Annotated in this window: 25 protein-coding genes; 9 read left to right on the top strand and 16 right to left on the bottom strand. The window is 72.1% G+C overall.

Annotated elements, in window-relative coordinates:
* Together AC2D8W_RS09830 and AC2D8W_RS09825 are read right to left on the bottom strand one after the other, a co-directional pair.
* Positions 1-1,632, bottom strand: a complete 1,632-nt coding sequence (locus AC2D8W_RS09830; protein WP_484671383.1) for a peptide chain release factor 3 — start codon at positions 1,630-1,632, stop codon at positions 1-3.
* Positions 1,633-1,691: 59 nt separating this feature from the next.
* Positions 1,692-3,707: a TonB-dependent receptor gene (locus tag AC2D8W_RS09825; RefSeq protein ID WP_484671382.1), complete on the bottom strand. Its 2,016-nt coding sequence runs from the start codon at positions 3,705-3,707 to the stop codon at positions 1,692-1,694.
* 119 nt (positions 3,708-3,826) lie between these two features.
* Between AC2D8W_RS09825 and nikR the strand changes: the two genes are divergently transcribed.
* A complete protein-coding gene (gene nikR, locus AC2D8W_RS09820) occupies positions 3,827-4,312 on the top strand; it encodes a nickel-responsive transcriptional regulator NikR (protein ID WP_484671381.1) in 486 nt (161 codons plus the stop codon).
* 12 nt (positions 4,313-4,324) lie between these two features.
* Here the strand turns inward: nikR and AC2D8W_RS09815 are convergent, their stop codons facing one another.
* The 8 genes from AC2D8W_RS09815 to AC2D8W_RS09780 form a co-directional block, all read right to left on the bottom strand.
* A complete protein-coding gene (locus AC2D8W_RS09815) occupies positions 4,325-4,834 on the bottom strand; it encodes a hypothetical protein (protein ID WP_484671380.1) in 510 nt (169 codons plus the stop codon).
* A gap of 66 nt (positions 4,835-4,900) precedes the next feature.
* On the bottom strand, positions 4,901-5,206 hold the full coding sequence (gene minE, locus AC2D8W_RS09810) for a cell division topological specificity factor MinE (protein WP_293481730.1): 306 nt from the start codon (positions 5,204-5,206) through the stop codon (positions 4,901-4,903).
* On the bottom strand, positions 5,203-6,024 hold the full coding sequence (minD, locus tag AC2D8W_RS09805; protein ID WP_293481728.1) for a septum site-determining protein MinD: 822 nt from the start codon (positions 6,022-6,024) through the stop codon (positions 5,203-5,205). The genes minE and minD overlap by 4 nt, the downstream gene beginning before the upstream one ends.
* 22 nt (positions 6,025-6,046) lie before the next feature.
* Complete coding sequence (gene minC, locus AC2D8W_RS09800) at positions 6,047-6,739, bottom strand: septum site-determining protein MinC (RefSeq protein WP_484671379.1); 693 nt, start codon at positions 6,737-6,739, stop codon at positions 6,047-6,049.
* A 138-nt stretch (positions 6,740-6,877) separates the two neighbouring features.
* Positions 6,878-7,879, bottom strand: a complete 1,002-nt coding sequence (locus AC2D8W_RS09795) for an ATP-dependent DNA ligase (RefSeq protein ID WP_484671378.1) — start codon at positions 7,877-7,879, stop codon at positions 6,878-6,880.
* A 53-nt stretch (positions 7,880-7,932) separates the two neighbouring features.
* Positions 7,933-9,180: an LLM class flavin-dependent oxidoreductase gene (locus tag AC2D8W_RS09790; RefSeq protein WP_484671377.1), complete on the bottom strand. Its 1,248-nt coding sequence runs from the start codon at positions 9,178-9,180 to the stop codon at positions 7,933-7,935.
* Positions 9,181-9,267: 87 nt separating this feature from the next.
* Positions 9,268-10,965, bottom strand: a complete 1,698-nt coding sequence (locus tag AC2D8W_RS09785) for a class I adenylate-forming enzyme family protein (protein WP_484671376.1) — start codon at positions 10,963-10,965, stop codon at positions 9,268-9,270.
* Between the two features lie 60 nt (positions 10,966-11,025).
* Positions 11,026-11,358: a DUF1491 family protein gene (locus AC2D8W_RS09780; protein WP_293481718.1), complete on the bottom strand. Its 333-nt coding sequence runs from the start codon at positions 11,356-11,358 to the stop codon at positions 11,026-11,028.
* 201 nt (positions 11,359-11,559) lie between these two features.
* Here AC2D8W_RS09780 and AC2D8W_RS09775 point away from each other — a divergent pair, with 201 nt between their 5' ends.
* On the top strand, positions 11,560-12,411 hold the full coding sequence (locus AC2D8W_RS09775; protein WP_484671375.1) for a hypothetical protein: 852 nt from the start codon (positions 11,560-11,562) through the stop codon (positions 12,409-12,411).
* Between the two features lie 48 nt (positions 12,412-12,459).
* On the opposite strand, the gene AC2D8W_RS09770 is transcribed toward AC2D8W_RS09775, so the two are convergent.
* Positions 12,460-14,106, bottom strand: a complete 1,647-nt coding sequence (locus tag AC2D8W_RS09770) for a sensor histidine kinase (protein WP_484671374.1) — start codon at positions 14,104-14,106, stop codon at positions 12,460-12,462.
* Between the two features lie 161 nt (positions 14,107-14,267).
* On the opposite strand from AC2D8W_RS09770, the gene AC2D8W_RS09765 reads away from it, so the two are divergent.
* The 4 genes from AC2D8W_RS09765 (at position 14,268) to AC2D8W_RS09750 (ending at position 17,166) form a co-directional block, all read left to right on the top strand.
* Complete coding sequence (locus AC2D8W_RS09765; RefSeq protein WP_484671373.1) at positions 14,268-15,020, top strand: sensor histidine kinase; 753 nt, start codon at positions 14,268-14,270, stop codon at positions 15,018-15,020.
* 39 nt (positions 15,021-15,059) lie between these two features.
* Complete coding sequence (locus AC2D8W_RS09760) at positions 15,060-15,485, top strand: SufE family protein (RefSeq protein ID WP_484671372.1); 426 nt, start codon at positions 15,060-15,062, stop codon at positions 15,483-15,485.
* A gap of 74 nt (positions 15,486-15,559) precedes the next feature.
* Entirely contained in the window at positions 15,560-16,525 is a 966-nt protein-coding gene (locus AC2D8W_RS09755; RefSeq protein WP_484671371.1) for a hypothetical protein, read from the top strand.
* Positions 16,526-16,740: 215 nt separating this feature from the next.
* Entirely contained in the window at positions 16,741-17,166 is a 426-nt protein-coding gene (locus tag AC2D8W_RS09750) for an endonuclease domain-containing protein (RefSeq protein ID WP_484671370.1), read from the top strand.
* 441 nt (positions 17,167-17,607) lie between these two features.
* Here AC2D8W_RS09750 and trxC read toward each other — a convergent pair whose 3' ends face one another.
* The gene (trxC, locus tag AC2D8W_RS09745; RefSeq protein ID WP_484671369.1) at positions 17,608-18,054 is read right to left on the bottom strand and encodes a thioredoxin TrxC; all 447 of its coding nucleotides are present in this window, start codon (positions 18,052-18,054) and stop codon (positions 17,608-17,610) included.
* A 75-nt stretch (positions 18,055-18,129) separates the two neighbouring features.
* On the opposite strand from trxC, the gene AC2D8W_RS09740 reads away from it, so the two are divergent.
* From AC2D8W_RS09740 to AC2D8W_RS09730, 3 genes are all read left to right on the top strand, one after another.
* The gene (locus AC2D8W_RS09740) at positions 18,130-19,275 is read left to right on the top strand and encodes a serine hydrolase domain-containing protein (RefSeq protein WP_484671368.1); all 1,146 of its coding nucleotides are present in this window, start codon (positions 18,130-18,132) and stop codon (positions 19,273-19,275) included.
* Between the two features lie 673 nt (positions 19,276-19,948).
* Positions 19,949-21,367 carry a M20/M25/M40 family metallo-hydrolase gene (locus AC2D8W_RS09735; protein WP_484671367.1) on the top strand — a complete coding sequence of 473 codons (1,419 nt, stop codon included), beginning with the start codon at positions 19,949-19,951 and terminating at the stop codon, positions 21,365-21,367.
* Positions 21,368-21,374: 7 nt separating this feature from the next.
* Positions 21,375-22,226, top strand: a complete 852-nt coding sequence (locus AC2D8W_RS09730; protein WP_484671366.1) for a tetratricopeptide repeat protein — start codon at positions 21,375-21,377, stop codon at positions 22,224-22,226.
* Positions 22,227-22,394: 168 nt separating this feature from the next.
* Here AC2D8W_RS09730 and AC2D8W_RS09725 read toward each other — a convergent pair whose 3' ends face one another.
* The 4 genes from AC2D8W_RS09725 to thrB all read right to left on the bottom strand — a co-directional run bounded on the left by AC2D8W_RS09725 (position 22,395) and on the right by thrB (position 25,042).
* Positions 22,395-23,096, bottom strand: coding sequence for a hypothetical protein (locus tag AC2D8W_RS09725; protein ID WP_293481286.1), 702 nt, complete (start codon positions 23,094-23,096; stop codon positions 22,395-22,397).
* Positions 23,097-23,117: 21 nt separating this feature from the next.
* Positions 23,118-23,564: a MarR family winged helix-turn-helix transcriptional regulator gene (locus tag AC2D8W_RS09720; protein WP_484671365.1), complete on the bottom strand. Its 447-nt coding sequence runs from the start codon at positions 23,562-23,564 to the stop codon at positions 23,118-23,120.
* Positions 23,565-23,627: 63 nt separating this feature from the next.
* Positions 23,628-24,080 (bottom strand): ribonuclease HI, encoded by a 453-nt coding sequence (gene rnhA / locus AC2D8W_RS09715; protein ID WP_293481288.1) that lies wholly within the window; start codon positions 24,078-24,080, stop codon positions 23,628-23,630.
* On the bottom strand, positions 24,077-25,042 hold the full coding sequence (gene thrB / locus AC2D8W_RS09710; protein ID WP_484671364.1) for a homoserine kinase: 966 nt from the start codon (positions 25,040-25,042) through the stop codon (positions 24,077-24,079). The genes rnhA and thrB overlap by 4 nt, the downstream gene beginning before the upstream one ends.
* Between the last annotated feature and the right edge of the window lie 70 nt (positions 25,043-25,112).

Below are 25,112 nucleotides of genomic sequence, written 5' to 3'. Positions count from 1 at the left end.
CTAGGCCCGCTCCTTGGAGCGCTCGAACCGCACCTTCGGGAAGCGCTCGCCCACGTAGCCGACCTCCCAGGCCGACTTCGCGAGGAAGACCGGCTGCGCGTCGATGTCGCTCGCCATGGCGCCGCGGTGCTTGCCGGCGAAGTCCTCGAGGTCGGCCTCGTCCCCGACGATCCACCGCGCCTCGGCATAGGGGCTGGGCTCGAAGATCACCTCCAGCTGGTATTCCTCGCGCAGCCGGTCGGCCATCACCTCGAACTGCAGCTGGCCGACGGCGCCCACGATGAAGTCGGCCCCGATGTTCGGCCGGAACAGCTGCGTCACGCCCTCCTCGGCCAGGCTCTCCAGCGCCTTCTTCAGGTGCTTGGCCTTCAGCGGGTCCTTCACGCGCACCCGCTGCAGGATTTCCGGCGCGAAGTTCGGCAGGCCGGCGAAACGCAGGGTCCCGCTCTCCGACAGGCTGTCGCCCACCCGCAGCACGCCGTGGTTCGGGATGCCGATCACGTCGCCCGCGTAGGCGTCCTCGGCCAGCTCGCGGTCCGAGGCGAAGAACATCATCGGCGCGTTCACGCTGAGCTGCTTGCCGGTGTTCTGCACCTTCAGCTTCATGCCGCGCGTGAAGCGGCCCGAGCACAGCTTCAGGAAGGCGATGCGGTCCCGGTGGTTGGGGTCCATGTTCGCCTGCACCTTGAAGACGAAGCCCGTGACCTCGCGATCGCCGGGGGCCACATGGGTCTCGTCGCCGCCCTTGCGAGCCGCCACGGGCTTGGGCGGCGGCGCATAGGCGCCCAGGCCCTCGAGCAGCTGGTCGACCCCGAAGTGGCGCAGCGCCGAGCCGAAGAACACCGGCGTCATGTGCCCTTCCAGGAACGACTGCGGGTCGAACGTCTTCAGTCCGCCCTGGGCCAGTGCGGCGTTTTCGGACAGTTCTTCCTGCTCGTCGGGGTCGAGGTAGCTCACCACCGCGTTGCCGCGGAAGGCGATGGGGTCGGGGTGACCTTCCTCATCGTCCTTGCCGCCGCGCTTGCTGGCGAACGGCAGGAACCTGTCGCGCCGCAGGTCCAGCATCCCCTTGAACCGCCCGCCCGACCCCGCGGGCCAGTAGAGCGGCGCGGGGTCCAGCGCGAGCTTCGAGGCGACCTCGTCCAGGAGCTCGAACGGGTCCTGCGCCTCGCGGTCCATCTTGTTGATGAAGGTGACGATCGGGATGTCCCGCATGCGGCACACCTCGAACAGCTTCAGGGTCTGCGGCTCGATGCCCTTGGCCGCGTCGAGCACCATCACCGCCGCGTCGGCGGCCGTGAGCGTGCGGTAGGTGTCCTCGGAAAAGTCTTCGTGGCCGGGGGTGTCCAGCAGGTTGAACATCAGCCCGTCGTGGTCGAACGTCATGACGCTGGCCGAGACCGAGATCCCGCGCTCGCGCTCGATCTTCATCCAGTCCGACCGGGTGCGGCGGTTCTCGCCGCGGGCGCGCACCTGCCCCGCCGCCCGGATCGCCCCGCCGGCCAGCAGCAGGTTCTCGGTCAGCGTCGTCTTGCCGGCGTCCGGGTGGGAGATGATGGCGAAGGTGCGCCGCCTCGCCGCCTGTGCGGCGATCCCGGTGCGGGAGTTGGCGGCCTCGGGAGAAGTGCTCATGGGGCGCCGCGCCTACCACGCGCACGCGCCGCGCGAAAGCGACGGGCCGCCCGACGCCTCTAGAAGGTGTAGCGCAGGCCCACGCGGACCTGCCGCGGCTCCATCGGGTGGAAGTGGAAATCCTCGACGCCTTCGTCCGGCTCGCCCGGCAGGCGCGAGGCGTAGAAGTAGGTGATGTCGTTGTCCTTGCTGTCGAAGAGATTGAGCACGTCGACGCGCGCCGCAAGCCGCCCGAACGTGCGCGTGTAGGCGAGGTTCACCACGGTCGAGGACCGCGATCGGGCGCTGTCGTCCTCGACCAGGGGCGCCGGCCCCAGGCGGCGCAGGGTCAGCTGGGCGATGTCGCGGGGCGTGAGGCGCACCGTCGCGCCGGCCGTCACCGCGTACTCGAGCGCGTTCGGGATCCGTGCGCCGCCGGGCGGGTCGCCCCGGTAGCGGGCGCGGGTCGCCGCCGCCGAGAGGTCGAGGTTGACGCCCGGCCGCGGCGACCAGGTCATCAGCGCCTCCACGCCCAGGCGTTTCGTGCCGTCGGTGCTCTCGGTCTCGCCCGCGTCGCCCACATAGACGAGCTCGGACTCCAGCCGCAGCGCCCACAGCGCCAAGCTCGCCGCGAAGCCGGGCGTCTCATAGCGGGCCCCCAGCTCGGCCCCGTCGGCGGCCGCGAAGAGCGGCGCCTTGTCGGCCGGCTCGCCGGTCGAAGGGACCACGCGCTGCACCGCGCCGCGGGCATCGTTGGAATGGAAGCCGCGCCCGGCGTCGGCGTAGACATCCACGGTCGGCGAGATCCGCCAGGCCAGCGTCAGCTTCGGGCTCACCTGCGCGTCGGTGGCGCGGCCCGAATTCAGCGGATTGTCCGAGTCGACGTCCACGTGGATCGCGTCGGCGCGTAGGCCCAGCGTCGCGCGCAGCGGCCCGTCCGCCCACGTCGCCGCGCCCCAGACGCCGGCTGACAGCTCGCGCACCTCGTCGCGCCGATCGGTGGAGAGGCGGCGGCGCGCCTTGGTCCGGTAGAGACCGACCGAGCCGATGTCCTCCAGCCGCGTCTCCGCGCCCGCCCGCAGCGTCAGGGTCCCGGACGGGCGCCACGTGGTGAAGCCCGACGCGCCCGCGATCCAGCGCTTCTCGGCCTGCTCGAACTGGTCGCCGTTCACCGGGTCGTCGAGGAAGTAGGTGAAGTTCGACCAGAGGTTCAGCGTGTAGCGCTGGGCATAGATCACCAGGTCGCTGTCGGCGTCGGGACGGCGGCGCGCCGAGAGGATGAAGCGGCTGGTCTTGCCGCCATCGGTGTCGTCGATGAGGCCGAAGCGCGACAGCGCCCCCGCCTCCACCGCCCGCCGCGGGATCTGGTCGGTGGAGTCCCAGCTTGCGTCGTACGCCAGCGCGGTCAGCGACCACCCGCCGACGGCGAGGCGGCCAAGGGCGCTCACCTTGCGCAGGTTCTCGTCACGCGCCCAGGGCCCGTCGGCGGTGGTCAGGTCAAGTCCCAGCAAGCCGGCCCCGAGGTCGACGCCGACGACCGCCCGGCCGAAGCTGTGCTCGCCGACCTGGGTTTCCACGAAGCTCGCCGGCAGCCGCTCGAAGGTCCGGAAGGCGGCAGTCCCCGCCGCCGAGAAGTCGCCCGCGTCCGCGAAATACGGGCCCTTGCGGTAGTCGATGGTCTGCACGAACTCGGGCGTCACGCCGTTCACGTCCAGATAGCCCTGGCCGTGGGCGTGCGTGCGCAGGTTCAGGGGCACGCCGTCCAGCGAGATCGAGAAGTCGGTGCCGTGGTCCAGGTTGAAGCCGCGCAGAAAGAACTGGTTGGCCTTGCCCGACCCCGAGTGCTGGGTGGCCGCCAGGCCCGGGATGACCTCGGCCAGCTCGCCCGGGCGCAGCAGAGGGCGGTCGGCGTAGGCGCCGTACGAGACCTCGCCCTCGCTCGCGCTGGCCGCCACCCCGACGCGGCCCTCCCGCTTGCCCCACACATAGACCTCGTCGATCTCGGGGCCGGCGGTGGGGATGGCCTCGTCGGCGTACAGGGGCGCCGCCCCCAGGACGCCGCCCGCCAGCGCGCATAGCAGCCGGACACGATTCAAGGCCTTCCCCCGCGTAGGAACTTTCGATCCATCTTTCATACGATATGGCGGCGGGTCCAGCGGACGGGGAGGACTGGCCCCATGCCCCGCGCCTATGATGCGGCGGTCAGGAGATTCCCATGCAGCGTGTGACCGTTTCGCTCGAAGAGGACCTCGCCGAGGCCTTCGACGCCCTGGCGGCGGAGCAGGGCTACGGCAGCCGGTCCGAGGCCGTCCGCGACCTGGTGAGGCGCGCGATCGCCGAGCGGCGCGACGAGGCCGCCGACGGCGACTGCGTGGCGAACCTCAGCTACGTCTACAATCATCACGTCCGCGCGCTGGCCCAGCGCCTGACCGAGATCAGCCACGCGCATCATGACCAGGTGGTCGCCACCTTCCACGTCCATCTCGACCACGATCACTGTCTGGAGAGCATGATGCTGAAGGGCCGGACCGCCCGCGTCCGCGCGCTGGCCGACGCCATCCGCGCCGAGCGCGGCGTCCGGTTCGGCCAGCTCAATCTGATCGCCGTCGAGCCGAACGGCAGCCACGCCCACGAGGGTCATCACGACCACGGGGCCCACGAGCACGGGGCCCACGAGCACCTGCGCCCGCGGATCGGCTGAGGCGCGCCGGGATCACTTGCCCCCGGACAGCCCCGCGGCCCGTTCGGCGGCGGCGTTGTAGTAGAAGAGCGCCTGGCCCGCGGCCTCCGCATCGCCGGCGCGCGTCACCCGCAGATAGGTCGCCCAGTGCCCGTAGGCGTTGCGGCAATGGGCGTCGCGGTCGTTGATCGCCGCCGAATAGCGGAAGGTCAGGTAGTTCTCCTGGGTGTAGCCGGCGCACGCGGCCAGCGGCGTGAGCCAGTCGAGGCGACCGTGCTTGGCCATCAGCGCCTCTTCGAGCGTCGGTTCCTTCTTCGGCGGCGCCGCGCCCACCGGACCGTAGGCGCCCTCGCGTACCGCCTTCTCAACCTCCTCGGCCTGCCGGATCATCTGCGCGCGATCGTCAGGCCCGAGGCCCGGCGTCGCCTGGGCGCTGGCGCGGATCCGCGCGGCCATGTCCAGCATCTGCTGGGCGGTGCTCTGGGCCTGGGCCGCGGCGGGAAGGCAGAGGGCGGCGGTCAGGGCGAGGGACAGGACGCGCAAGGCGGGGGCTCCGATGATGGCCAGGAACCCCATCTACGGCCCGGAGACGGATTCGGACGAGCCCGTTCAGGTGGCCGCCGCGCGCCGGCGCCGCGCCTTGGGCGGCGGCGCCGGGGCCGCCAGGGCCGCGGCGGGCACCTCGATGTCGATCGCCAGGGTCGAGACCTGCGTGCCGCGATCCAGCTTCACCTCCACATGATCCCGGTCGATAGGGATGTGGCGCGCGATCACCTCCAGGATCTCCTGCTTGAGCACCGCGGCGAGGTCCGCGCCGCCCGAGAGCGCGCGCTCGTGGGCCAGCAGCACCTGCAGCCGCTCCCGCGCGACCGGCGCCGTCTGCCGCCGCCGGCTGAAGAGGTCCAGCAGGCTCATGCCGCGGCCCTCTTGCCGAAGAGGCGGCTGAGCAGGCCGGGCTTCTCCTGGCGCGGCATGCGGAGCGGGATCGTCTCGCCCATGAGCCGCCGGGCCGCCTCGTCGTAGGCCCGCGCCGCCGGCGAGTCGGGATTGTGCAGCGTCACCGGGCAGCCGAGGTTCGAGGCGGTCAGCACGTCCGGGCTCTCCTGCACGATGCCGAGCAGCGGGATCGCCAGGATCTCCAGCACGTCGTCGACGCTCATCATGTCGCCGCGCGCCGCGCGCGCCGGGTCGAAGCGGGTGAGCAGGAGCTGTTTCTCCACCTTTCCGCCCGTTTCCGCGCGCCGGGTCTTGGAGTCCAGCATCCCGATGATCCGGTCGGAGTCGCGCACCGAGGAAACCTCGGGGTTGGTGACGACCACGGCGGTGTCGGCGAAGCGCATGGCCAGAGTGGCGCCCTTCTCGATGCCCGCCGGGCTGTCGCACACGATCCAGTCGAAGCTCTCGCGCAGCTCTTCGATGACCCGGCCGACGCCCTCCTCGGTGAGCGCGTCCTTATCGCGCGTCTGGGAGGCCGGCAGCAGCGCCAGGTTGTCCAGCCGCTTGTCCCGGATCAGCGCCTGCGGAAGCTTGGCGTCGCCCTGCACCACGTTGACCAGGTCGAAGACCACGCGACGCTCGGCCCCCATCACCAGGTCGAGGTTGCGCAGGCCCACGTCGAAGTCGATGACAACGGTCTTCTGCCCCGCGCGCGCCAGCGACGCCGCTATGGCGGCCGACGATGTGGTCTTGCCGACCCCGCCCTTGCCGGAGGTGACGACGACGACGTTGGACATGGCGGTGACTCCTGGCGCGGGTTCAGTCGAGGGCCGAGAACGAGAGCGCCCCACGGTCGCAGCGCACCTGGACGGCGCGGCCGTGCAGGTCGGGGCCCCAGTTCTCGGCAGTGCGGTAGAGACGGCCGACGCCCACCATCTCGGCTTCGAACTGGCGGCAGAAGATCCGCGACTCCTCGGCCTTGAGCCCGGCGATCGCGCGGCCGCGGAGGCGGCCGTAGATGTGCACGTTGCCGGCCGCGATCACTTCGGCGCCGGAGGCGACAGGCCCGACCACGACGACGTCGCCCTCGTCGAAGACGATGGACTGGCCCGAGCGCACCGGGCGGTCGATGAGCAGCGCGCCCGGCGCGGGCGCAGGCGTCGCGCTCCGCGCCTCCAGGGTCGTGTCGCGGCCGTGCAGGCTGGTCGGCATGTCGCCCCAGCGGGTGCCGCGAAGCAGGCCCGGCGGCACGCCCTCGACGCCGACGAGGCGCAGGTTCCGGGCGGCCAGCCCGTCCAGTACGATCGGCAGGGACTGGGGGCCGACGGCTTCGGCGACACCGGCCAGGTCGGCCACCACCGGGCGGCCCTCGAAGAAGCCGGGCGCGCCCTCGAGCTGGCGATCCAGCGCGGCGAACCAGTCGCCGAAGGGAAACTCCGGGGCGACAACGATCGCCATGAAGCTCCGTCCCCGGACGCGGATCGTCGGGAGCGCCAGCGCATCGCCGTCCATGGCCGCCCTTCCTGAGTGTCGGAATCGGGCGCGCCCCGGCGCGCCCTGGAGGCGGCTATCCGCACCGAGTCGTGCGGCATTCCTGCGGCTTGACCACGCCGCATTGCCGCCTTGCTGCGGCAAAGCTGGCGGATGGCCTCAGCGGCGGATCTGCTCGCATCTGCACTGCGCCGGCGCCTTGTCGGGGCGCCAGCGGACCAGCCGCGCGCCATGCCGGAAGCGGCCGCCCGTCACCTGGTCGTAGGCCACCTCGACCACCAGTTCAGGCCGCAGCGGGACCCAATCGCCGCTTCGCCCGGTGCTCCAGCGGCTGGGACCGCCCGGCGCATCGCCAGTGAACCCCTCGCCCTGCAACGCCAGCAGCCGCGCCGTGAGCTCGGGCCGGTCCGCATGCCGGATCGTCGAGGTGAAGCCCACATGGTTCAGCCGCCCCTGGCCGTCGTACAGCCCCAGGAGCAGCGAGCCGACGGCCTTTGTCCCCTCCGCATAGCGGAAGCCGCCCACCACGCAGTCGGCCGTGCGGATGGTCTTGATCTTCAGCATCGCCCGCTCGCCGGGCGCGTACGGCCCGTCCAGGCGCTTGGCGACCACGCCGTCCAGTTCCGCCGACAGGTCCTTCAGCCAGCCGCAGGCCTTCTCGCGATCCGTCGTGCCCGGCGACAGCCGGATCACCGCCGCCTTCCCGAACCGCTGCACCAGCGCCTCCAGGGCCTTGCGCCGCTCGGACAGGGGCGCCGACACCAGCGAGCGGCCGGCCTTGTCCATCAGGCAGTCGAACAGCGTCAGCGAGGCCGGCTGTTCCGCCGCCAGTTTCCGCACGCGGCTCTCCGCCGGGTGCAGCCGCATCTGCAGCGCTTCGAAGCTGGGCGTCCCGTCCACGTCGATGGTCAGTTCGCCGTCCACCACGAACCGGGGGACCGGCAGCGCCTTCAGCGCCTCGACCACGTCCGGAAAGAACCGGTTCAGCGGCTTGCCTGACTTGGCCTTCAGCAGCACCTCGTCGCCATGGCGGAAGGCCAGGCACCGGAACCCGTCCCACTTCGGCTCGAACCGCCAGCCGGGGCCCGTCGGGACCTCGTCGACCAGCTTCGCCTCCATGGTGGCGAGATCCAGCGGCACGGGCAGGTCAGCGAGCGGCATGCCGGTGAAAGGCCGCCGCGCGCTCCGCGTTCCCCGTGCGCGCCGCCGCGCGGCTATTCGCCGGCCTTCACCTCGGCGGCGGCCTTGTTCAGGTCGGGCGCGTTCGGCGAGCGCATGGCCACGCCGGCCTGCATGCCCTCCTGCAGCGCCTTGGCGGCGCCCTCGTGGGACATGATCTTGGCCAGCACCGCCTGCCCCGCGCGCTCGAACCACTCGCGGTTGTCGATCACGTACTGGCGCGAGGTCCGATAGCCCTCGAGCAGGCCCTGCACCTCCGGGATGACGTAGCGCGCCACCAGCTCCCAGCTGCGGTTGGTGTTCTCGCGGTTGGCCCAGTCGTGGACGAAGCCCAGCACCACGCCGAAGCCGCCGGCCGAGTCGTGCAGCTTGCGGATCGCGGCCACCAGGTCGTCCGGCGTGCCGATCACCGCCGCCGCGCCGGGCGAGAAGGCGGTCTGCTCCACGGCCTCCTCCGGCGTCTTGAACGCCGCGGCGCCGGGCCGCATCAGCGTGCCGACAGTGTACTCGTTGTGCCAGTGCATCAGGCCCTGGGCCGACTCGGCGATGGCCTGCTCGCGCGTCTCGGCGATGTGCCAGCTCATCAGCACGCGCCAGTTCTTGCGGTCGACCGTCTTGCCGGACTTCCGGGCCGCCTCTTCGGCGAAGCCCCACTGCGTCGGCAGCGCCGCCAGGCCGGCGTCCGAGTTGGAGCCGATCGAGAGCACGCCTAGGCCGTACTTGCCCGCCAGCGTCATCCCGGAGGGGCTGATCGACGACGCCGCGACGATCGGCATCTCCTCCTGCAGCGGGAAGAGCTGCAGGCGGGCGTCCTGCAGGGTGAACCAGTCGCTCTTGTGGCTGACACGCTCGCCGGCGAACAGGCGCTGGATCACGCCGATGGCCTCGTCCTGGCGGTCGCGCTGGGTCATCGGGTCGATGCCGAGCATGTGCGCGTCGGACGGCAGCGCCCCCGGGCCCGTGCCGAAGATCACCCGGCCGCCGCTCATGTGGTCCAGCTGGACCATCCGCTGGGCCACGTTGAAGGGGTGGTGGTACGGCAGCGAAACCACGCCCGTGCCCAGCCGGATGCGATGGGTGTGCTCGGCCACGCCCGCCAGGAACATCTCGGGCGAGGCGATCACCTCCCAGCCGGTCGAGTGGTGCTCGCCCACCCAGAACTCGTCGTAGCCCAGGGCGTCCAGGTGCGCCGCGAACTTGATGTCGTTGCGCATCTGCAGCATCGGGTGCTCCCCGATGGGGTGATGCGGAGCCAGGAACGCGCCGAACTTCATGCGGGCCATGGTGATCCCCTCCCAGTCTTTCACGGGAGTCGTAAGTGACGACCGATCACTTGGCCACTCTGACCTTGCGGCAGCCGGCGGTGATCGTCAGGCGGCGTCCTCGACCTTCAGGGTCTCGCGCAGCTCGCGCTTCAGGAATTTGCCGTTCGCGTTGCGCGGGATCGGGTCGTCCAGCAGCCAGATGTAGCGGGGCACCTTGTGCTTGGCGATCTGCGCGCCGACGGCCTCGCGCACCTCCTCGGCCGTGAGGGACTTGCCCGGCTGCACCACCACGGCGGCGCCGACCTCCTCGCCCAGGCGGTCGTCAGGCACGCCGAAGACGCAGCACTCCGCCACCTGCGGCAGGTGGTGAACCGCCGATTCGACCTCGGCGCAGTAGATGTTCTCGCCGCCGCGCAGGACCATGTCCTTCTTGCGGTCCACCAGGAAGATGAACCCGTCGTCGTCCAGGTAGGCCACGTCGCCGGTGTGCAGCCATCCGTCGGTGATCGAGTCGGCCGTGGCCTCGGGGCGGTTGATGTAGCCCTTGATGACCGAGGCCCCGCGCACCCACAGCTCGCCGGGCTGGCCGGGCGGCAGCGCCTGGCCGTCGTCGCCCACGACCTTGACCTCGAAGGTCGGCATCGCGCGCCCGCAGCTCGCCGGCTTGTCCACGAAGAAGTCGCCCGAGATCGAGGTGATGATCCCCGACGTCTCGGTCATGCCGTAGCCGGTGTTCGGCCGGGCGGTCGCCACCGTCTTGTCGATCTTGCCCACGAGGTCGGGCTGCAGCTGCGCCCCGCCGCCGCCCACGGTGAGCAGGCTCGAGGTGTCGTACTTGTGGAAGTCCGGATGGGTGACCAGCTCGCGGGCCATCACCGGCACGCCGCCCGCCGAGGTGCAGCGCTCGCGCTCGATCAGCTTCAGCGCCTCGACCACGTCCCACTTGTACATCAGCACCATCTTGCCGCCGGCCGCGGTGGCCGCGTAGGCGCCGCAGTTGTTGGCCGTCACGTGGAACAGCGGCGTGGTCACCAGGCCCGACGGGATCGGGACCGGCGCATTGGGGTCGGGAACCACGCCCGTCGCCCGCTGCGTCGCCAGCGCGGTCACCTGTCCGGCGAACATCATGTTCATCAGGTTGTTGATGCAGCTGCGGTGCGTGAGCTGCGCGCCCTTCGGGAAGCCCGTGGTCCCGGAGGTGTAGAAGATGCAGACGTCCTCGTCCGGATCGATCGCCACCTCGGGCATCGCCCCGCCGTGGGCGGCCACCTGCGACCAGGGAACGGCGCCGGCCGGCGGGTCCGCCCGCACCGCCACCAGCGTGGCGCCGCCCAGCATCTCGGGCTGCTCCATGAGGCGGCCGATGCGTTCGGCGTCGGCGAACAGCACCTTGGGCTGCGCGTCCTTCATGCCGTAGGCCATCTCGGGAGCCGTCCACCAGGCGTTCATCCCGACGCAGGCCACGCCGATGCAGGCGCAGGCCCAGTAGATCAGCATCCATTCGGGGTAGTTCCGCATGGCGATCGCGACGCGGTCGCCCGGCTTCACGCCCTGGGCCAGCAGCCAGTTGGCGGTCGAGGCGACCAGCCTGTGCGCCTCGGCGTAGGTGATGCGCTCGTCGCCGAAGACGAGATAGTCGCGGTCCGCGAACTGCGCCGTCGAGAGCCAGAGCGCGCGCACGTTCGGCGGCGCGTTCTTGAAGGCGCGGATCGTCACGCCGCGCACCTCGACCTCGACCACTTCCATCGGCGCGCCGGGCCCCGTCAGCTCGGCCCAGGCCTTGTTCAGTTCGGCGTAGTGCATTCCCGCTCCATCCCCTGAGAACTCTGCCGGCGTCTACCGCGCCGGTCGCCGCCAACCTAGCTAGCCTTTTTCGACAGGCTCAACGAGGAAATGGCGGCCTTCCTTATCCTCGATCTCGACGATCCATATGTCTGGGTCGATACGGACCGCACGCTCTATGTAGCGGTCGAGGTCGGCCTCGGCCCGGCTCGCGGCGGGCTCCATCCAGACCCGGTCGCCGTCGCCGCGCGTCGCCTCCGCCAGCAGCCGGGCCGTCCCGTCCGACCGGTTCAGCACCTTCACCAGGACCGCGCCCGCCCGGGGATCGCCCTTGCGCGCCACGACGGCGAAGCCCCCGCCGATCTCGACCCGGCGGATGAGCGCGCCGACCCAGATGTCGGTGGAAAGCAGCATCGCCCGCCATATGCGCGAGCCGCAGCATGCTGTCACGCGGGCGCCGCAAAGACGAACGGGCGTTAACCGTCTCCGTCCATAGGACCTCAACCCTGTACGGCTAAGCCTCCGCCTATCCAGACGGCCGTTCTCAAGGCCGCGGAACGATGGTGGACGGCAAAACGCATGAGCTCGCGCAGAAGCGCTGGGCCGACGTTTCGGATGGGGTTTGCAGGGCTGGCCGCGGCGATCGCGGCCCCCGCGATCGCGCTGGCGCAGCCGGCGGACCTCTTCTTCGAGCGGACGGTGATGACCGCGGCGGACAGCCGTTGCGGCCTCTTCACGCCCGAGGTGTCCTCCGCCCTCGCCGCCGGCGCGGCCCAGGCCCGCGGCGCGGCGCTCCGCGCCGGCTCCGACCCCCGGTCCCTACAGGTCGTCGAACGCAACGCGCGCGCCCGCGCCGCCCAGATCGACTGCGCAAGTCCGCTGGTCGCCAGCCAGGCCGCCCGCATCCGCATGGCCTTCGCCGGGTACCAGCGGGTGACGCGGATGGTCTATCCCGGCGACCTGACCGAGTGGCGCGCCGACCGCGGCGTCGGCCGCAGCGCCCGCTGGCGGCTGTCGCAGAGCGCGGACTTCGGCTCCAACCGCATGATCTTCGGCCTCGCGGGCCGGCAGGACATCCAGAGCGCCCTGGTGGCCGTGGCCGGCTTCTCCGACAAGGCGACGCCCTACTCGGCCCGGCTCGTGATGCGCGACACGCAGCGGACGCTGGGCCCCTACCTGCTGGGCGGCCGCCAGCCCCTGTCGCGCAAGCTGCCGCCCGCCTCGGCGACGCGCGCCTGGTTCGCCGAGGCCCGCGGCGGGGCCGAGGCCGAGCTGCTGCCCAAGGGCTACGGCGGGGGCTGGGCCTTCCGGTTCCCGAACACCGCCGTCCAGGCGCTCAGCGAACTCGATCCGCGCGAGGCCGTGGCCGTGGAGTTCCTGTTCGCGGGCGGCCGCACGCGCACCGCCTATGTGGAAGTCGGAGACTTCGCCGCCGGCCGCGCCTTCCTGCAGCTGGCGAGCCGCTAGCGGCTAGGCGGCGTCCTACGGACCGATGGCGACCCGCAGCGTGCGGCCCTAGACTTTCCGCCGCAGGGGTTGTTGCTCCGCCGGCTTCTCAACCAGAACGGGTAGGCGGACGGTCACGGCGGTGCCGTGGCCGACCTCGCTCTCGACGCTCATCTCGCCGCCGTGCAGCCGGGCGAAGGCCCGCACCAGCGACAGGCCGAGGCCCGTGCCCTCGGTCCGCTTCTCGGCCTCACCCACCTGCTCGAAGGGCCGGCCCAGCCGCGCCAGGTCGTCGCGGGCGATGCCCACGCCGGTGTCGGCGACCACCAGCTCCAGCGTGTCCCCGTCGCCCTGCACGGTGACCGTCACCGAGCCGCCGCGGGGGGTGAACTTCAGCGAGTTGGAGATCAGGTTCAGGGCGATCTGCTTGACGGCGCGCTTGTCGGCGTCGGCGGGCAGCGCGGCGATCGGCAGGACCCCGCGCAGGTGGACGCCGGCGCGATCGGCCTGGCCCCGCATCAGCCGCAGCACCGCCGAGATGGCGTCCCGCGCATCGAAGGTCTCGATGTGCAGTTCGAACCGCTCGGCCTCGATCTTCGACATGTCGAGGACGTCGTTGATCAGCTCCAGCAGGTGCGTGCCGCTCTCGTGGATCAGCTCGGCGTACTCGGCGTAGCGGTCGCCCAGGGGCCCGAACAGCCGCTGCCGCATGATGTCGGAGAAGCCCATGATGGCGTTGAGCGGCGTGCGCAGCTCGTGGCTCATGTTGGCGAGGAAGCGCGACTTGCCGGCGTTCTGCTGCTCGGCGGTCACGCGTTCGGCCTCCAGCCGCCGTTCGCGGGCGAACTGCTCGCGCGCGTCGCGCAGGGCGGCCACGAGCCGCCCGTCGCCCGCCTGGCGCACCGTCAGCTCGAAGGGGCTGTCCGGATCGTCGGCCCGGGCGAGATAGACGCTGGCGCGGCCGTCGCGCGCCGCCTCGTGAAGGGCGCCGGCCAGGGCGGGGAGGTCCGCCTCGGCCACCAGGTGGCCCAGGCTGCGTCCTTCGAGCGATCGAGGCTCGTGGCCGCCCACGGGCGCCCCGGCCGCCGTCAGCACCCGCCCGGCGCGGTCCAGGACCGCCAGCAGCAGCGGCTGCGCCTCGAGGATCGCGATGATGTCGGCCGCGCGGGCCGTCCGCCGCTGGTCGCGGGCGACCGAGCCCTGCAGGTCCACCAGCCCCCAGGCGAAGCCGAGGGTGACCGTGGCGAGGCTCAGCAGGCCCAGCCAGGGGGCCGCGGCGGCGTCCGCCTGCGGCAGGGTCATGAGCGCGCCGTCCAGGGCGGTCACGGCCGCAGCGGCGAGGGATACGGCCGCGCCGAGGGCCAGGGTCTCACGGGCGCGGAACGCCGTGGCCGCGGCGGCGGGGGCGAGGCACCAGGCCGCCAGCGGGCCCCCGGCGCCGCCCGTCAGGTGCGCCGCGACCGCGCCCGCCGCGCCCCACATGAGGATCGCCGCAGTCCGGCCTGCAGGCCCGAGCGTGGAGAGGAGCGCGCCGGCGATCGCGGCCGCGCCGCCCGCGGCCAGCGCCAGCAGTTCGGGGCCGATGCGGAGGCCCTGGAGCGAGAGTCCGGCCATGGCGGCCGCCGTCGCGAGCGCCCAGGCCGCATGCCAGAGCATGCCCGGCGCCGCGCCGCCGCGCCCCCCTGGCTTCGCCGATGTCGAACGCGCCCCGCTCATGCCCTGACCCTATACGGCCCCGTCAGGTCCGGCCCGCGAAAGTAGCCGCGGACGCAGATTCGCACGAGGGCCGCCGGGACAACGCCGTTCCCGCAAGACTTTCGTAAACGCCTTGGGCGAAGTTGCGGGCCTCGACTGACCACCAGGCGCATCGCCGTTCGATGGCTGAAACGGCCGACATCCCCGCCCGCGTTCGCGCCCGCGCCCGCCTCGAAGCGGCCATGGACGAGCAGAAGCGATCGTTCCTGCGCGTGGTGAGTCATGAGCTTCGCACGCCTCTGAACTCGATCCTCGGCTTCTCGGAAATTCTCAATGCGGAACTGTATGGGCCTCTCGGGGCTCCGCAGTACAAGGAATATGCCGAGATCATCCACCAGAGCGGCCAGCGGCTGCTGAAGCTGGTCAACCAGGTTCTCGAGATCGCCCGCCTGGAAGGGCGCACGATCGACTTCGACCCGGCGGTCGAGCCTCTGGAGACCGCGCTCGAGGACGTGCTTCCGGCCCTCTCCGCCGAGATGGCGGCGCGGGGCGTGACGCTGGAGGTCGCGCAGCCCGAGGCGCTGCCTTCGGTCATGGCCGACCATCGGGGCCTGCGCCAGGTGCTCTCGCAGCTGCTGCACAACGCCATCGCCTTCTCCCCCGAGGGCGGGGTCGTGCGCGTCTCGACCGCGCGCATCGCCGACATGGTCGAGATCCGGATCTGCGACGAGGGCGACGGGGTCGACGCCGCCGAGATCCACCGGCTGATGGCGCCCTTCGAGCAGGGGGAGAACGCGCTGACGCGAAAGTCCGAGGGCGCGGGGCTTGGCCTGCCGATCGCCGACCTGACGTGCCGGGCCATGGGCGGGCGGCTCAAGCTCGCCTCGCAACCCGGCCGCGGCCTCAGCGCCATGGTGCGCCTCCCGGCCGGCTGAGGTTGCGCCGCGGCCCCGGGCCCCTTAACTGCCGCGCACATGGCCGCCATCGACGACGCCCTTTCCGAACTCGCCGACGAGTTCGACCTCCTGGGCGACTGGGAGGAGCGGTACCGCTACGTGATCGAGATGGGCAAGGACCTGGCCCCGCTCTCGGACGCCGAGCGCAGCGACGAGACCAAGGTCCGCGGCTGCGCCAGCCAGGTCTGGCTCGTCACCGAGCCGCAGGCCGACGGGACCCTGCGCTTCCGGGGCGATTCCGACGCCCACATCGTACGGGGCCTCATCGCCATCCTGCTGCGCCTCTATTCCGGCCGCAGCCCCTCCGAGATCCTGGCCTTCGACGCGCGGGCGGCGTTCGACAAGCTGGGCCTCTCGGGCGCCCTCTCCTCGCAGCGCTCCAACGGCCTTGCCTCGATGGTGGCCCGCATCCGCCGCGACGCCGAACAGGCGCGGGCCGCCTGACGTCCGCATCCATCGCAGCCGTTGCGGCCGTAGCGCATCCTGCGCGAGGCTGAAGCTTCAGCGGGGAGGCGATCTTGATTCACCGACGTCAGCTTCTGGTCCCGGCGCTGGCCGCCGCCCTCGCCGGCCCGGCCGCGGCGCAGCCGCGCTATCGCCCGCCGCGCACCCGCCACGGCCATCCCGACCTGGACGGGACCTGGACCAACGGCACCTACACCGAGTTCGAGCGGCCGCGCGAGCTGAAGACCCTCGTCGTCCCGCCGGACGAGGCGCGCGCCTGGGAGGCTCGCCTGGCGCCCACCGGCGGGGTCAATGTCCCGAACGACCCGGTGGGCCAGGCCCAGTCCGAGTTCCCCGAGGTGGGCACGGGCCTGATGCGCGTGCGCGGCGAGATCCGCAGCTCCGTCATCGTCGACCCCGAGGACGGCCAGCTGCCCTACAGCGACGAGGGCATGGCCCGGCTCGGCATCCGCAAGCACTACCGCCGCTGGTCCTACGATCACGTGGAGCAGCGGCCCGAGAACGAGCGGTGCCTCACCGCCGGCAACGCCGGGGCGCCGCTCATCGCCGAGCAGGACGCCAACCTCATCCAGATCGTGCAGACCCGCGACGAGATCGCCCTGGTGGCCGAGCGCTACCACGACGTCCGCATCGTCAGGCTGGGGCCCGCCGCGCCCACCGCGAAGCCCGGCTGGTTCGGCGACTCGCGGGGTCGCTGGGAGGGCGACACGCTCGTGGTGGTCACGCGGGGATTCCGCCCGGGCGTCACGCGCCGGACCGACGACGTGTTCCTGTCGGACGCCGCCGTGGTGGTCGAGCGCTTCACCCGCACCGGCCCGGCCGAGATCCACTATGCCTTCACGGTGGAGGATCCGGCCCTCTACAGCCGGCCGTGGCGGGGCGAGGCCGTCCTGACGCCGGCGCCCGGACGCATCTTCGAGTACGCCTGCCACGAGGGGAACTACGCGCTGACCAGCATCCTGGCCGCCGCGCGGCAGGGCAACCAGCCGTCGTCCACGCCGGCCAAGCCCGCGCCTTAGAGCTTGTGCTGGAATTCGAGACGACGCCGTAGCGGGCGTCCCGAACGTCAGCGAGGGGTGGATTGCGGGCGTTGAAACGGCTTGCCGCCGCTCTGGATGTTCCGATATTGTTCCGCTCCTCCTCTCCCAGGCGCGGCAGCGCCGTGGGAGAGGCCGGGAGAGGGCGGCGCTGAGCTGCGCGCGCCGCGCCGCCGTTGGACCAGGAGGCGACGCCTGTGGGCAAGGTCATGTCCGTCACCGCCAAGCTGCGGCGGGATCGGGCCCGCCGGCTCCGACGCGAGCAGACCGAAGCCGAGGCCCGCCTCTGGGAGGCCCTGCGCGGCGGCCGGATGGACGGCTGGAAGTGGCGTCGCCAAGCCGTCGTCGGTCCCTTCATCGTCGACTTCCTGTGCCTCGAGGCTGCGGTCGTGGTCGAACTGGACGGCGGCGTGCATGCCGAGCGCACGGTCTACGACGACCGCCGCGACGCCTATCTGCGGGGGAAGGGCCTGCTCGTGCTTCGCTTCGGTAACGCCGCCGTGCTCCAGGATCTCGACCGGTCAAGCTGGCGCATCCTGAGCGCCTGTCGCGAGTCCGACCCCAGCCGACGTGGGCGTCACATCGAGCGGCGTCGAGCGGAATCAGGCGCTTTCCGCCCCTGACCTGCGACCGGGTCCCACGCGGCGTCTTCGGCCCGTCCAGCCGCGCCGCCCTCTCCCGGCCTCTCCCACAGCGCTGCCGCGCTTGGGAGAGGAGTCCTCACGATGTTCCAGCCGTCCGATATGGGTCGGAAGCGGAACTTGGCTTCGAGTCGAAAACCGGACGTTGGCCGTCCGGCTCCAAGAGGATCAGCGGGGGTGGGAAGTTGCCCTTACCTCCCCCGTCGCGGCAGCGACGGCGGGAGGGGGACCGCCCGCCGAGGCCGGCGCGAGCCGGCCGGAGAGCGGGGGGTGGAGGGGGCGAGCCTCATCCGCTGAGCCCAACACGGCCGATCGTTCCGCAATGCCGGCGGCTCGCCCCCTCCACCACTCGCTCTTCGGCTGCGCCTCGGCGAGCGGTCCCCCTCCCGCCGCTTCGCGGGGGAGGTAGGCGACGCCCCGAGCCTACGCGGCCTGCGGCGCGAACTGGTCCACCCAGCGGCGGAACAGGCCGGGGTCGGAGAGGCCCGCCTGCTGGGCCGCGACCTGGCCGTCCTTGAAGCAGAACAGCGCGGGGATGCCCTGGACGCGGTAGCGCGCGGCCAGCTCGGGGTTGGCGTCCACGTCGACCTTCACGAAGCGAGCCCGCGGCTCCAGCTCGGCCGCGGCGCGCGCGAAGATCGGCGCGATGGCGCGGCAGGGTCCGCACCACACCGCCCAGAAGTCGACGATCACCGGCAGGTCGCTGCGGGTCACGTGCCTGTCGAAGCGCGCAGCCGTGAGCGCCACCGGCTCGCCGGTGAACAGCGCCTGGCCGCACTTCCCGCACTTGCCGCGTTGGGCCAGGCGGGCGGCGGGAAGCCGGTTGGCCGCGTCGCAGTGCGGGCAGACCACGTGCAGGGCGTCGGACATCGCAAGCCTCCTTCGGATTGACTAACGCTGGGGCGGCCCGTTGGGTTGGCTTCGCCATAACCCGAAGGATCCCACATGGCCCAGCTCGCCGAGAAGCCCGACGCCGCACTCGCCGCCCGCCTCGATCCCCTGATCGACGCGGCGCTGTCCGAGGGCCGGCTCGCGGGCGGGGTCTGCCTGGTCGCCCGCGGCGGCGTCCTCGCCTACGCCCGCGCCGCCGGCCAGGCCGACGTGGAGGCCGGCCGGGCGATGACGCGCGACGCCATCTTCCGCGCCTCGTCGCTCACCAAGCCCATCGTCACGGCCGCGGCGCTCAGCCTGGTGGAGTCCGGCGTCATGGGCCTGGACGACGCCGTCACCAAGTACCTGCCCGACTTCCAGCCCAAGTGGGACGGGCAGGCCGCGCCGATCACCATCCGCCAGCTGCTCACCCACACGGCGGGCCTGTCCTACGGCTTCATGCAGCCCGAGGGCGGCCCCTACCTGCAGATACGGGTCTCCGACGGCATGGACCAGCCGGGCCTCTCCTTCGCCGAGAACCTCGCGCGGATCACCGAGGCCGGCCTCTTCTTCCCGCCGGGCGCGGCCTGGCTCTACTCGGTGAGCATGGACGTGCTCGGCGCCGCGATGGAGAAGGCGGCCGGCAAGAGCCTCGGCGCGGTGGTCGCCGAGCGCGTCACCGACAAGCTCGGCATGTCCGACACCGGCTTCCACGTCGCCGACCGCGCGCGCCTGGCGCGGGCCTACGCCGACGGGCCCCCGCCGCAGCCGATGGGCGAGACGCACGTCGTCCCGTTCGCCGAGCTCTCGGGCATTCGCTTTGCGCCCGACCGCATCTTCGACCCCGGCTCGTTCCCCAGCGGCGGCGCGGGCATGGCCTGCTCGGCGCCCGACTTCATCACCTTCCTCGAGACCATCCGCCAGGGGGGCGCGCCGATCGTCTCCGCCGAGACCGCCGCGGCGATGCGGACCAACCAGACCGGGACCCACGCGATCGTCACCTCGGGACCGGGGATGGGCTTCGGGTTCGGCGGCGCCGTGGTCGTCGATCGCGCCGCCAACGGAACGCCGCTGCCGGACGGCGCCTGGCTGTGGGGCGGGGTCTATGGCCACACCTGGTTCGTGGCCGGCGACACCAGCTTCGTCCTGATGACCAACACCTCCACCGAAGGCATGAGCGGCCGCCTCGCTCAGGAACTCACCGCCGCCGTGGCGGCCTGAACGGCGGCTGTGGCCGGGCGACGGGTGTGCGTCGTCGCCTGCCGGACGACAAGGTGAAGCGCTCACCCTTCGGCTGTCATCCCGGTTTCCGCGCAGCGGAACACCGGGACCCATACGCGCCTGATGGCCGAGGTCGTGGCGCGGCGCCGCCGCCGGGGGTCAGCCTGAGACGCGGCGCTTATGGATCCCGGTCTTCGCCGGCGGCGAAACCGGGATGACAAGGTTGGAAAACAAGGCGCTCACCCTTCGGCTGTCATCCCGGTTTCCGCGCAGCGGAACACCGCGACCCATACGCGCCTGATGGCCAAGGTCGTGGCGCGGCGGCGCCACCGGGGTCGGCCTGAAGCGCGGCGTTTATGGATCCCGGTCTTCGCCGACGGCGAAACGGGGATGACAAGGTGGGAAAACAAGGCGCTCACCCTTCGGCTGTCATCCCGGTTTCCGCGCAGCGGAACACCGGGACCCATACGCGCCTGATGGCCGAGGTCGTGGCGCGGCGGCGCCGCCCGGGTCGGCCTGAGACGCGGCGTCTATGGATCCCGGTCTTCGCCTGCGGCGAAACCGGGATGACAAGGTTGGAAATCAAGGCGCTCGGTCAGCGCTCCAGGCGCGGCGCTTGCGGCGGCCGGGCGGCGGTGAATACAGTCCGCCCCGTTGCTGGGAGGGGATTGCGATGCTGAGGTTCGCCGCCACGCTCGCCGCGTCCACCCTGCTTGCCGGCGTCGCCACGGCGAAGACGCCCGTGGACACCGGCGAGGCCGAGTTCCGCGCCCTCTACAAGGAGCTCGTCGAGACCAACACCACCTTCTCCGCGGGCGACTGCACCCTGGCGGCCCAGCGCATGGCCGACCGGCTGAAGGCGGCGGGCTTCGCCGACAGCCAGCTCACGGTGTTCGCCCCCGAGGGCCGGCCCAAGGACGGCGGCCTGGTGGCCGTGCTTCCGGGCAAGGACCCCAAGGCCAAGGCCATCCTGCTGCTGGCCCACATCGACGTCGTCGAAGCCAGGCGCGAGGACTGGGAGCGCGACCCGTTCAAGCTGGTCGAGGAGAACGGCTACTTCTACGGGCGCGGCGCCTCGGACGACAAAGCCCAGGCGGCGATCTGGACCGACCTGCTCGTGCGCTTCAAGCGCGAGGGCTACCAGCCGCGTCGGGGCGTCAAGGTCGCGCTCACCTGCGGCGAGGAGGGCGGCGGCCACGTCAACGGGGCCCTCTGGCTGGCCCAGAACCGTCGCGAGCTGATCGACGCGGCGTTCGCGCTCAACGAGGGCGCGGGCGGCGGCCTCGACGCGGCCGGCAAGCGCGTGGTGCACAACATCCAGGCCGGCGAGAAGCGCTCGGTCAGCTACCGGCTGGAGGTGACGAACCCCGGCGGCCACTCCTCGCGGCCCGTGCCCGAGAACGCCATCTACCGCCTTTCCCGCGCCATCGACCGGCTGTCGCAGCACCAGTTCCCCGTCCAGCTCAACGACACCACCCGCGCCTACTTCACGCGGATGTCCAAGGTGACCGGGGGCGAGATGGGCGCCGCCATGGCCGCCATCGTCGCCAACCCCACCGACCCTGCCGCGCGCGCCGTGCTGAGCCGCGACGCCAACCACAACGCCATCCTGGGCACCACCTGCATCCCCACCATGCTGTCGGGCGGGCATGCGGCGAACGCGCTGCCCCAGCGCGCCACCGTCACGGTCAACTGCCGCCTGTTCCCCGGCGACACGGCGGCCGGCGTCCGCGAGGCGCTGGCCCAGGCCGTGGCCGACCCGCAGGTCGCCGTCATCGCCCCGCCCGCCAACCCGGCCCGCAGCGACGTGGGCGCCCCGCCGCTGACGCCCCAGGTCCTGGGCCCGATCGAGAAGGTGTCGCAGCAGATGTGGCCCGGCGTCCCGGTGGTGCCGATCCTCCAGGCCGGCGGCACCGATGCGCCGGCCCTGATCGCCGTCGGCATCCCCACCTACGGCGTCTCCGGCATCTTCTACGAGCCCGACCTCGGCCGCATCCACGGCCTGAACGAGAACATCCGCGTCCAGTCGCTGATGGAAGGGCGCGAGTTCAGCTACCGGCTGGTGAAGATGTACGCCGAGGCGCGGGACTAGCCGCCGCGTGAGCCCCGCCCCCGGCGCCCCTGCCCCGCCGCCGCGGCCGGCGACCATCGACCAGGCGCTGCAGGGCGCCATGGCGGCGCTGGCCGAGGGGCGGCTGGCCGACGCCGAGCATCTCGCGGGCTACGTGCTGAAGTCGAACCGCGGCCATGTGCGCGCCGCCCAGCTCTTCGGCCAGGCGGTGCTCCGGCAGGGCCGGCCGGAGGCCGCGCTCGGCGCCCTGGCCCCGGTCGCCCGGCGCACGGGCGATCCCGCCGTGGAGACCCTGCTAGGCCGCGCCCTCCTGGACCTGGGCCGGGCCGACGAGGCGGCGGCGCGCCTGCGCGAGGCCGTGACCCGCCGCCCCGCCTACCCCGTCGCCTTCCTCGAACTGGGAGACCTGCTGCGCAACCGGGGACGTCTCGACGAGGCCGCCACGGTCTTCGAGGAGGGCCTGGCCCTCGTCCCCGACGCCCTGGTCCTGAAGGTGGGGCTCGGCCACGTCCGGCTGGACCAGAACGACCGCGCCGCCGCCCGCCGGCTGTTCGAGGCGGTGCGCGCCGCGGCGCCGGAGCGTCCCGACGCGGTCATCGGGCTGGCCCGCACCCTGGCGCTGCAGGGCGAGCACGCCCAGGCGGCTGACCTCTACCGCCTCGCGCTCCGCGCCCACCCGTCGGACCTGCTGCTGCGCATCGCGCTCGCCAAGTGCCTGCTGGAGACGGGCGACCGCGCCGCAGGCGAAGCCGAGCTGCGCAGGGTGGCCCGCGCCGGCGACCAGCCGGCCGCCCTCGCCGCGGCCGCGCTCGCCGCCACGCCGCGCGGCCGCGCGTTCCTCCGCCCCAGCGCCGCCGCGCGGCATCTGGCGACGGGCTAGGGTCCGGCCTCAAGACCCTGTCATCCCGGCGAAGGCCGGGATCCAGATGGAATGGCTCGGATGCGGGTTCCGTGGGTCCGGAGCCCCTCCAAGATCTCGTGCGTGGACCTGGGTCCCGGCATTCGCCGGGACGGTCGGAAGGTATGCAAATCGCTGTTGAGTCTGACCCTACGCCCTGAATCGCCGGCGATAGACGCCGCCCTCGCGGCGCACCTCGGCCAGCAGCGCCTGGGCTCGCGCGCCGTCGTCGGCCGTCATCACCTCGGTCCGCGCGGTCCAGGCTTCGCGCCGCACCGGGAACACCTGCGCCACCGGCGTGCCCTTGCGCAGGACGCCGCGGAACTCGGGGTCGCGCCAGACCGCCGGGAAGTGGATCCAGGCGTCGCGGTAGCGGTCGCAGTCGACCAGCCCGGTCAGGGTCGTGAACGGCAGGTCGAAGCGGTTGACCGGATGCGTGAACAGCAGCGCGTAGCCCTCGGGCGCCTCGATGGTCCACTGGTTGTGGAACTTGATCGCCGCCCGGTCCTCGTCGAACAGCGGCGTCCCCGCCACGTTGCCGGGCTCGTGCATGGCGATCGGCGCCCGGGGGAAGTCCACCGAGCCGGCCGGAAGCTCCACGTCCCACTCGAACTCGCCCGCCTCGACGCGAACGTCGCACCACAGGGGGATCAGGAAACCGCCGGTCATGGCGTCCAGGAACGGCGGGCAGCGCTTCACCGTGTCCGCCGGCTCGCCCGCCAGCGCCGAGAACGCCTGCGCCGGCATCGTGCGGATCCAGTCGGGCAGCCCCTGGGCGGCCGCCACCGGCGGCGGCAGAAGCGCCGCGAGCTCCGGGGGACAGCGGAAGGTCAGGACGCGCGGGTCACTCAACGCGGCACACGGAAGGGCTCCTCACGCCAGCTCGTTCATCCAGACCCGCAGCGCCCGCAGGAACGGCAGCGCCTCACGGAACTCCTTCTGCGTGAAGCCCTCGCGGAGCTTCTCCACCTTGGGCCGGATGGCGGCCATGGCGCGGTTGTAGGCCTCGCGCCCGCCCGCGGTGAGCCGCACCCGCTTGCGCCGGCGGTCCCGCGGGCAGGGCTCCACCGAGATGAGCTGCGTCGCCTCGAGCCGCTGCAGCGTATTGGTGATCGCGCCGGGCGTCATCTTCAGCGCGTCGGAAATCTGCGCCGGGGTCAGGTCCTCCCCGCGCCGCGCGATCAGGTTCAGCACCTCGTACTGCGGATAGCTCAGGCCCACCGGCAGCGCGCGGGTGATGGCCGTGCGCACGCCGTGCTCGATCAGGCTGATCTCGTCGAAGACCTGGACTTCCGGATGTTCCTCGATGACGGCGACCATACCGTGCTCCCCGAATCACACGGCGAGCGTACGGCCGGACCGAGAAAGTTCAAGATTGAACGATCAGCCCGCCGAGGCCTCGACCGTGTCCTTCAAGCCCCGCCGAGCGAGCGCATCCGCCCGCTCGTTGAGCTCGTGGCCGGCGTGGCCCTTGACCCACCGCCACTTCACGTCGTGTCGCAGCCGCGCTTCGTCAAGGCGCCGCCAGAGGTCGTCGTTCTTGACCGGCTTGTTGTCGGCGGTCTTCCAGCCGCGCCGCTTCCAGCTGTGGATCCACTCGTGGATGCCCTTCTGGACGTACTGGCTGTCGGTGTGCAGCTCCACCTGGCAGGGACGCTTCAGCGCCTCCAGCGCCTGGATCGCCGCCATCAGCTCCATCCGGTTGTTCGTGGTCGACAGCTCCCCGCCCGAGAGCTCCTTCTCGGTCGTCCCGTGGATCAGGATCGCCCCCCAGCCGCCCGGGCCCGGATTCCCCGAGCAGGCGCCGTCGGTGTAGATCACCACGCCCGGCGTCATGCGGGCGCGCCGAAGAGCACCAGGTCGGGCGAGGCGCGATGCACCGCCAGCTTGCGCTCGTACTCCAGAGGGTCCTTGGCCTTCACCAGCGCCCCGGCCGGCGTGGAATGCCAGTCCTGCAGCCGGGTCAGGAAGAAGCGCATCGCCGCGCCGTGCGCCATCACCGGCAGCGCCGCCCGTTCGGCGTCCAACAGCGGCCGCCGGCTCTCGTAGCCGGCCAGCAGCGCCCGGGCCGAGGTGATGTTGAAGCTGCCGTCGGCCTCGAAGCACCAGGCGTTCAGCGCCACCGCCACGTCGTAGGCCAGCGCGTCGGTGCAGGCGAAATAGAAGTCGATCGCCCCGGCGAACCGGCCTGCGGTGAAGAACACGTTGTCGGGGAAGTAGTCGGCGTGGATCACGCCCTGCGGCAGCCCCCTGGGCCAGCGCGCGGCCAGCGAGGCGAGGTCGGCGTCGATGGTCGCCGCCAGGCCGGGCTTCAGCGTCTCGGCGTCGCCGTGGAGGTCGGCGAACATGCCCGCCCACGCCGGCTGGCCCAGGTCGTTGTCCCGGCGCATCGGGAAGCCGTTCCCGGCCAGGTGCAGATCGGCCAGGCCGATCCCCGCCTCGCGGCAGTGCGCCACGGTCGGCCGCCGCACGGAGAGCCCCGCCAGGAAGCCGATGATGGCGCAGGGCTTGCCGCGCACGCGCCTGACGAGCCGCCCCTCGCGGTCGGCCACGGGCTCGGCCGACGGGTAGCCGTGACGCGCCAGCCAGCGCATCAGCTCGAGGAAGAACGGCAGGTCGTCGGGGTTGGTGCGCGCCTCGTAGACGGTCAGGATGTAGCGGCCCCGGTCCGTCTCGAGCAGGAAGTTCGAGTTCGACACCCCCTCGGCGATGCCCTTGAACGCCGTCGCCTGGCCGATGTCAAAATCGGCCAGCAGCCCCGCGAGCTCTTCGTCGGTGACGTCGGTATAGACCGCCATGGCGCGGGGAGTGCGGCAGGTCGGCGGTCGGGTCAAGCGCGCCCCACGAGAGACGACGGACCTAGCCCAT

The organism is Phenylobacterium sp. T106 (assembly GCF_057219735.1).
Note: the sequence above shows the minus strand (reverse complement) of the source record. Positions and strands in the feature narration are given on the sequence as shown.

Bases quoted from the DNA above. Each gene is read 5' to 3' on its own strand.
- AC2D8W_RS09830 (WP_484671383.1), bottom strand. From the start codon at position 1,632: ATGAGCACTTCTCCCGAGGCCGCCAACTCCCGCACCGGGATCGCCGCA.
- nikR (WP_484671381.1), top strand. From the start codon at position 3,827: ATGCAGCGTGTGACCGTTTCGCTCGAAGAGGACCTCGCCGAGGCCTTC.
- minE (WP_293481730.1), bottom strand. From the start codon at position 5,206: ATGAGCCTGCTGGACCTCTTCAGCCGGCGGCGGCAGACGGCGCCGGTC.
- minD (WP_293481728.1), bottom strand. From the start codon at position 6,024: ATGTCCAACGTCGTCGTCGTCACCTCCGGCAAGGGCGGGGTCGGCAAG.
- minC (WP_484671379.1), bottom strand. From the start codon at position 6,739: ATGGACGGCGATGCGCTGGCGCTCCCGACGATCCGCGTCCGGGGACGG.
- AC2D8W_RS09795 (WP_484671378.1), bottom strand. From the start codon at position 7,879: ATGCCGCTCGCTGACCTGCCCGTGCCGCTGGATCTCGCCACCATGGAG.
- AC2D8W_RS09790 (WP_484671377.1), bottom strand. From the start codon at position 9,180: ATGGCCCGCATGAAGTTCGGCGCGTTCCTGGCTCCGCATCACCCCATC.
- AC2D8W_RS09785 (WP_484671376.1), bottom strand. From the start codon at position 10,965: ATGCACTACGCCGAACTGAACAAGGCCTGGGCCGAGCTGACGGGGCCC.
- AC2D8W_RS09780 (WP_293481718.1), bottom strand. From the start codon at position 11,358: ATGCTGCTTTCCACCGACATCTGGGTCGGCGCGCTCATCCGCCGGGTC.
- AC2D8W_RS09775 (WP_484671375.1), top strand. From the start codon at position 11,560: ATGGGGTTTGCAGGGCTGGCCGCGGCGATCGCGGCCCCCGCGATCGCG.
- AC2D8W_RS09770 (WP_484671374.1), bottom strand. From the start codon at position 14,106: ATGAGCGGGGCGCGTTCGACATCGGCGAAGCCAGGGGGGCGCGGCGGC.
- AC2D8W_RS09765 (WP_484671373.1), top strand. From the start codon at position 14,268: ATGGCTGAAACGGCCGACATCCCCGCCCGCGTTCGCGCCCGCGCCCGC.
- AC2D8W_RS09760 (WP_484671372.1), top strand. From the start codon at position 15,060: ATGGCCGCCATCGACGACGCCCTTTCCGAACTCGCCGACGAGTTCGAC.
- trxC (WP_484671369.1), bottom strand. From the start codon at position 18,054: ATGTCCGACGCCCTGCACGTGGTCTGCCCGCACTGCGACGCGGCCAAC.
- AC2D8W_RS09740 (WP_484671368.1), top strand. From the start codon at position 18,130: ATGGCCCAGCTCGCCGAGAAGCCCGACGCCGCACTCGCCGCCCGCCTC.
- AC2D8W_RS09735 (WP_484671367.1), top strand. From the start codon at position 19,949: ATGCTGAGGTTCGCCGCCACGCTCGCCGCGTCCACCCTGCTTGCCGGC.
- AC2D8W_RS09720 (WP_484671365.1), bottom strand. From the start codon at position 23,564: ATGGTCGCCGTCATCGAGGAACATCCGGAAGTCCAGGTCTTCGACGAG.
- rnhA (WP_293481288.1), bottom strand. From the start codon at position 24,080: ATGACGCCGGGCGTGGTGATCTACACCGACGGCGCCTGCTCGGGGAAT.
- thrB (WP_484671364.1), bottom strand. From the start codon at position 25,042: ATGGCGGTCTATACCGACGTCACCGACGAAGAGCTCGCGGGGCTGCTG.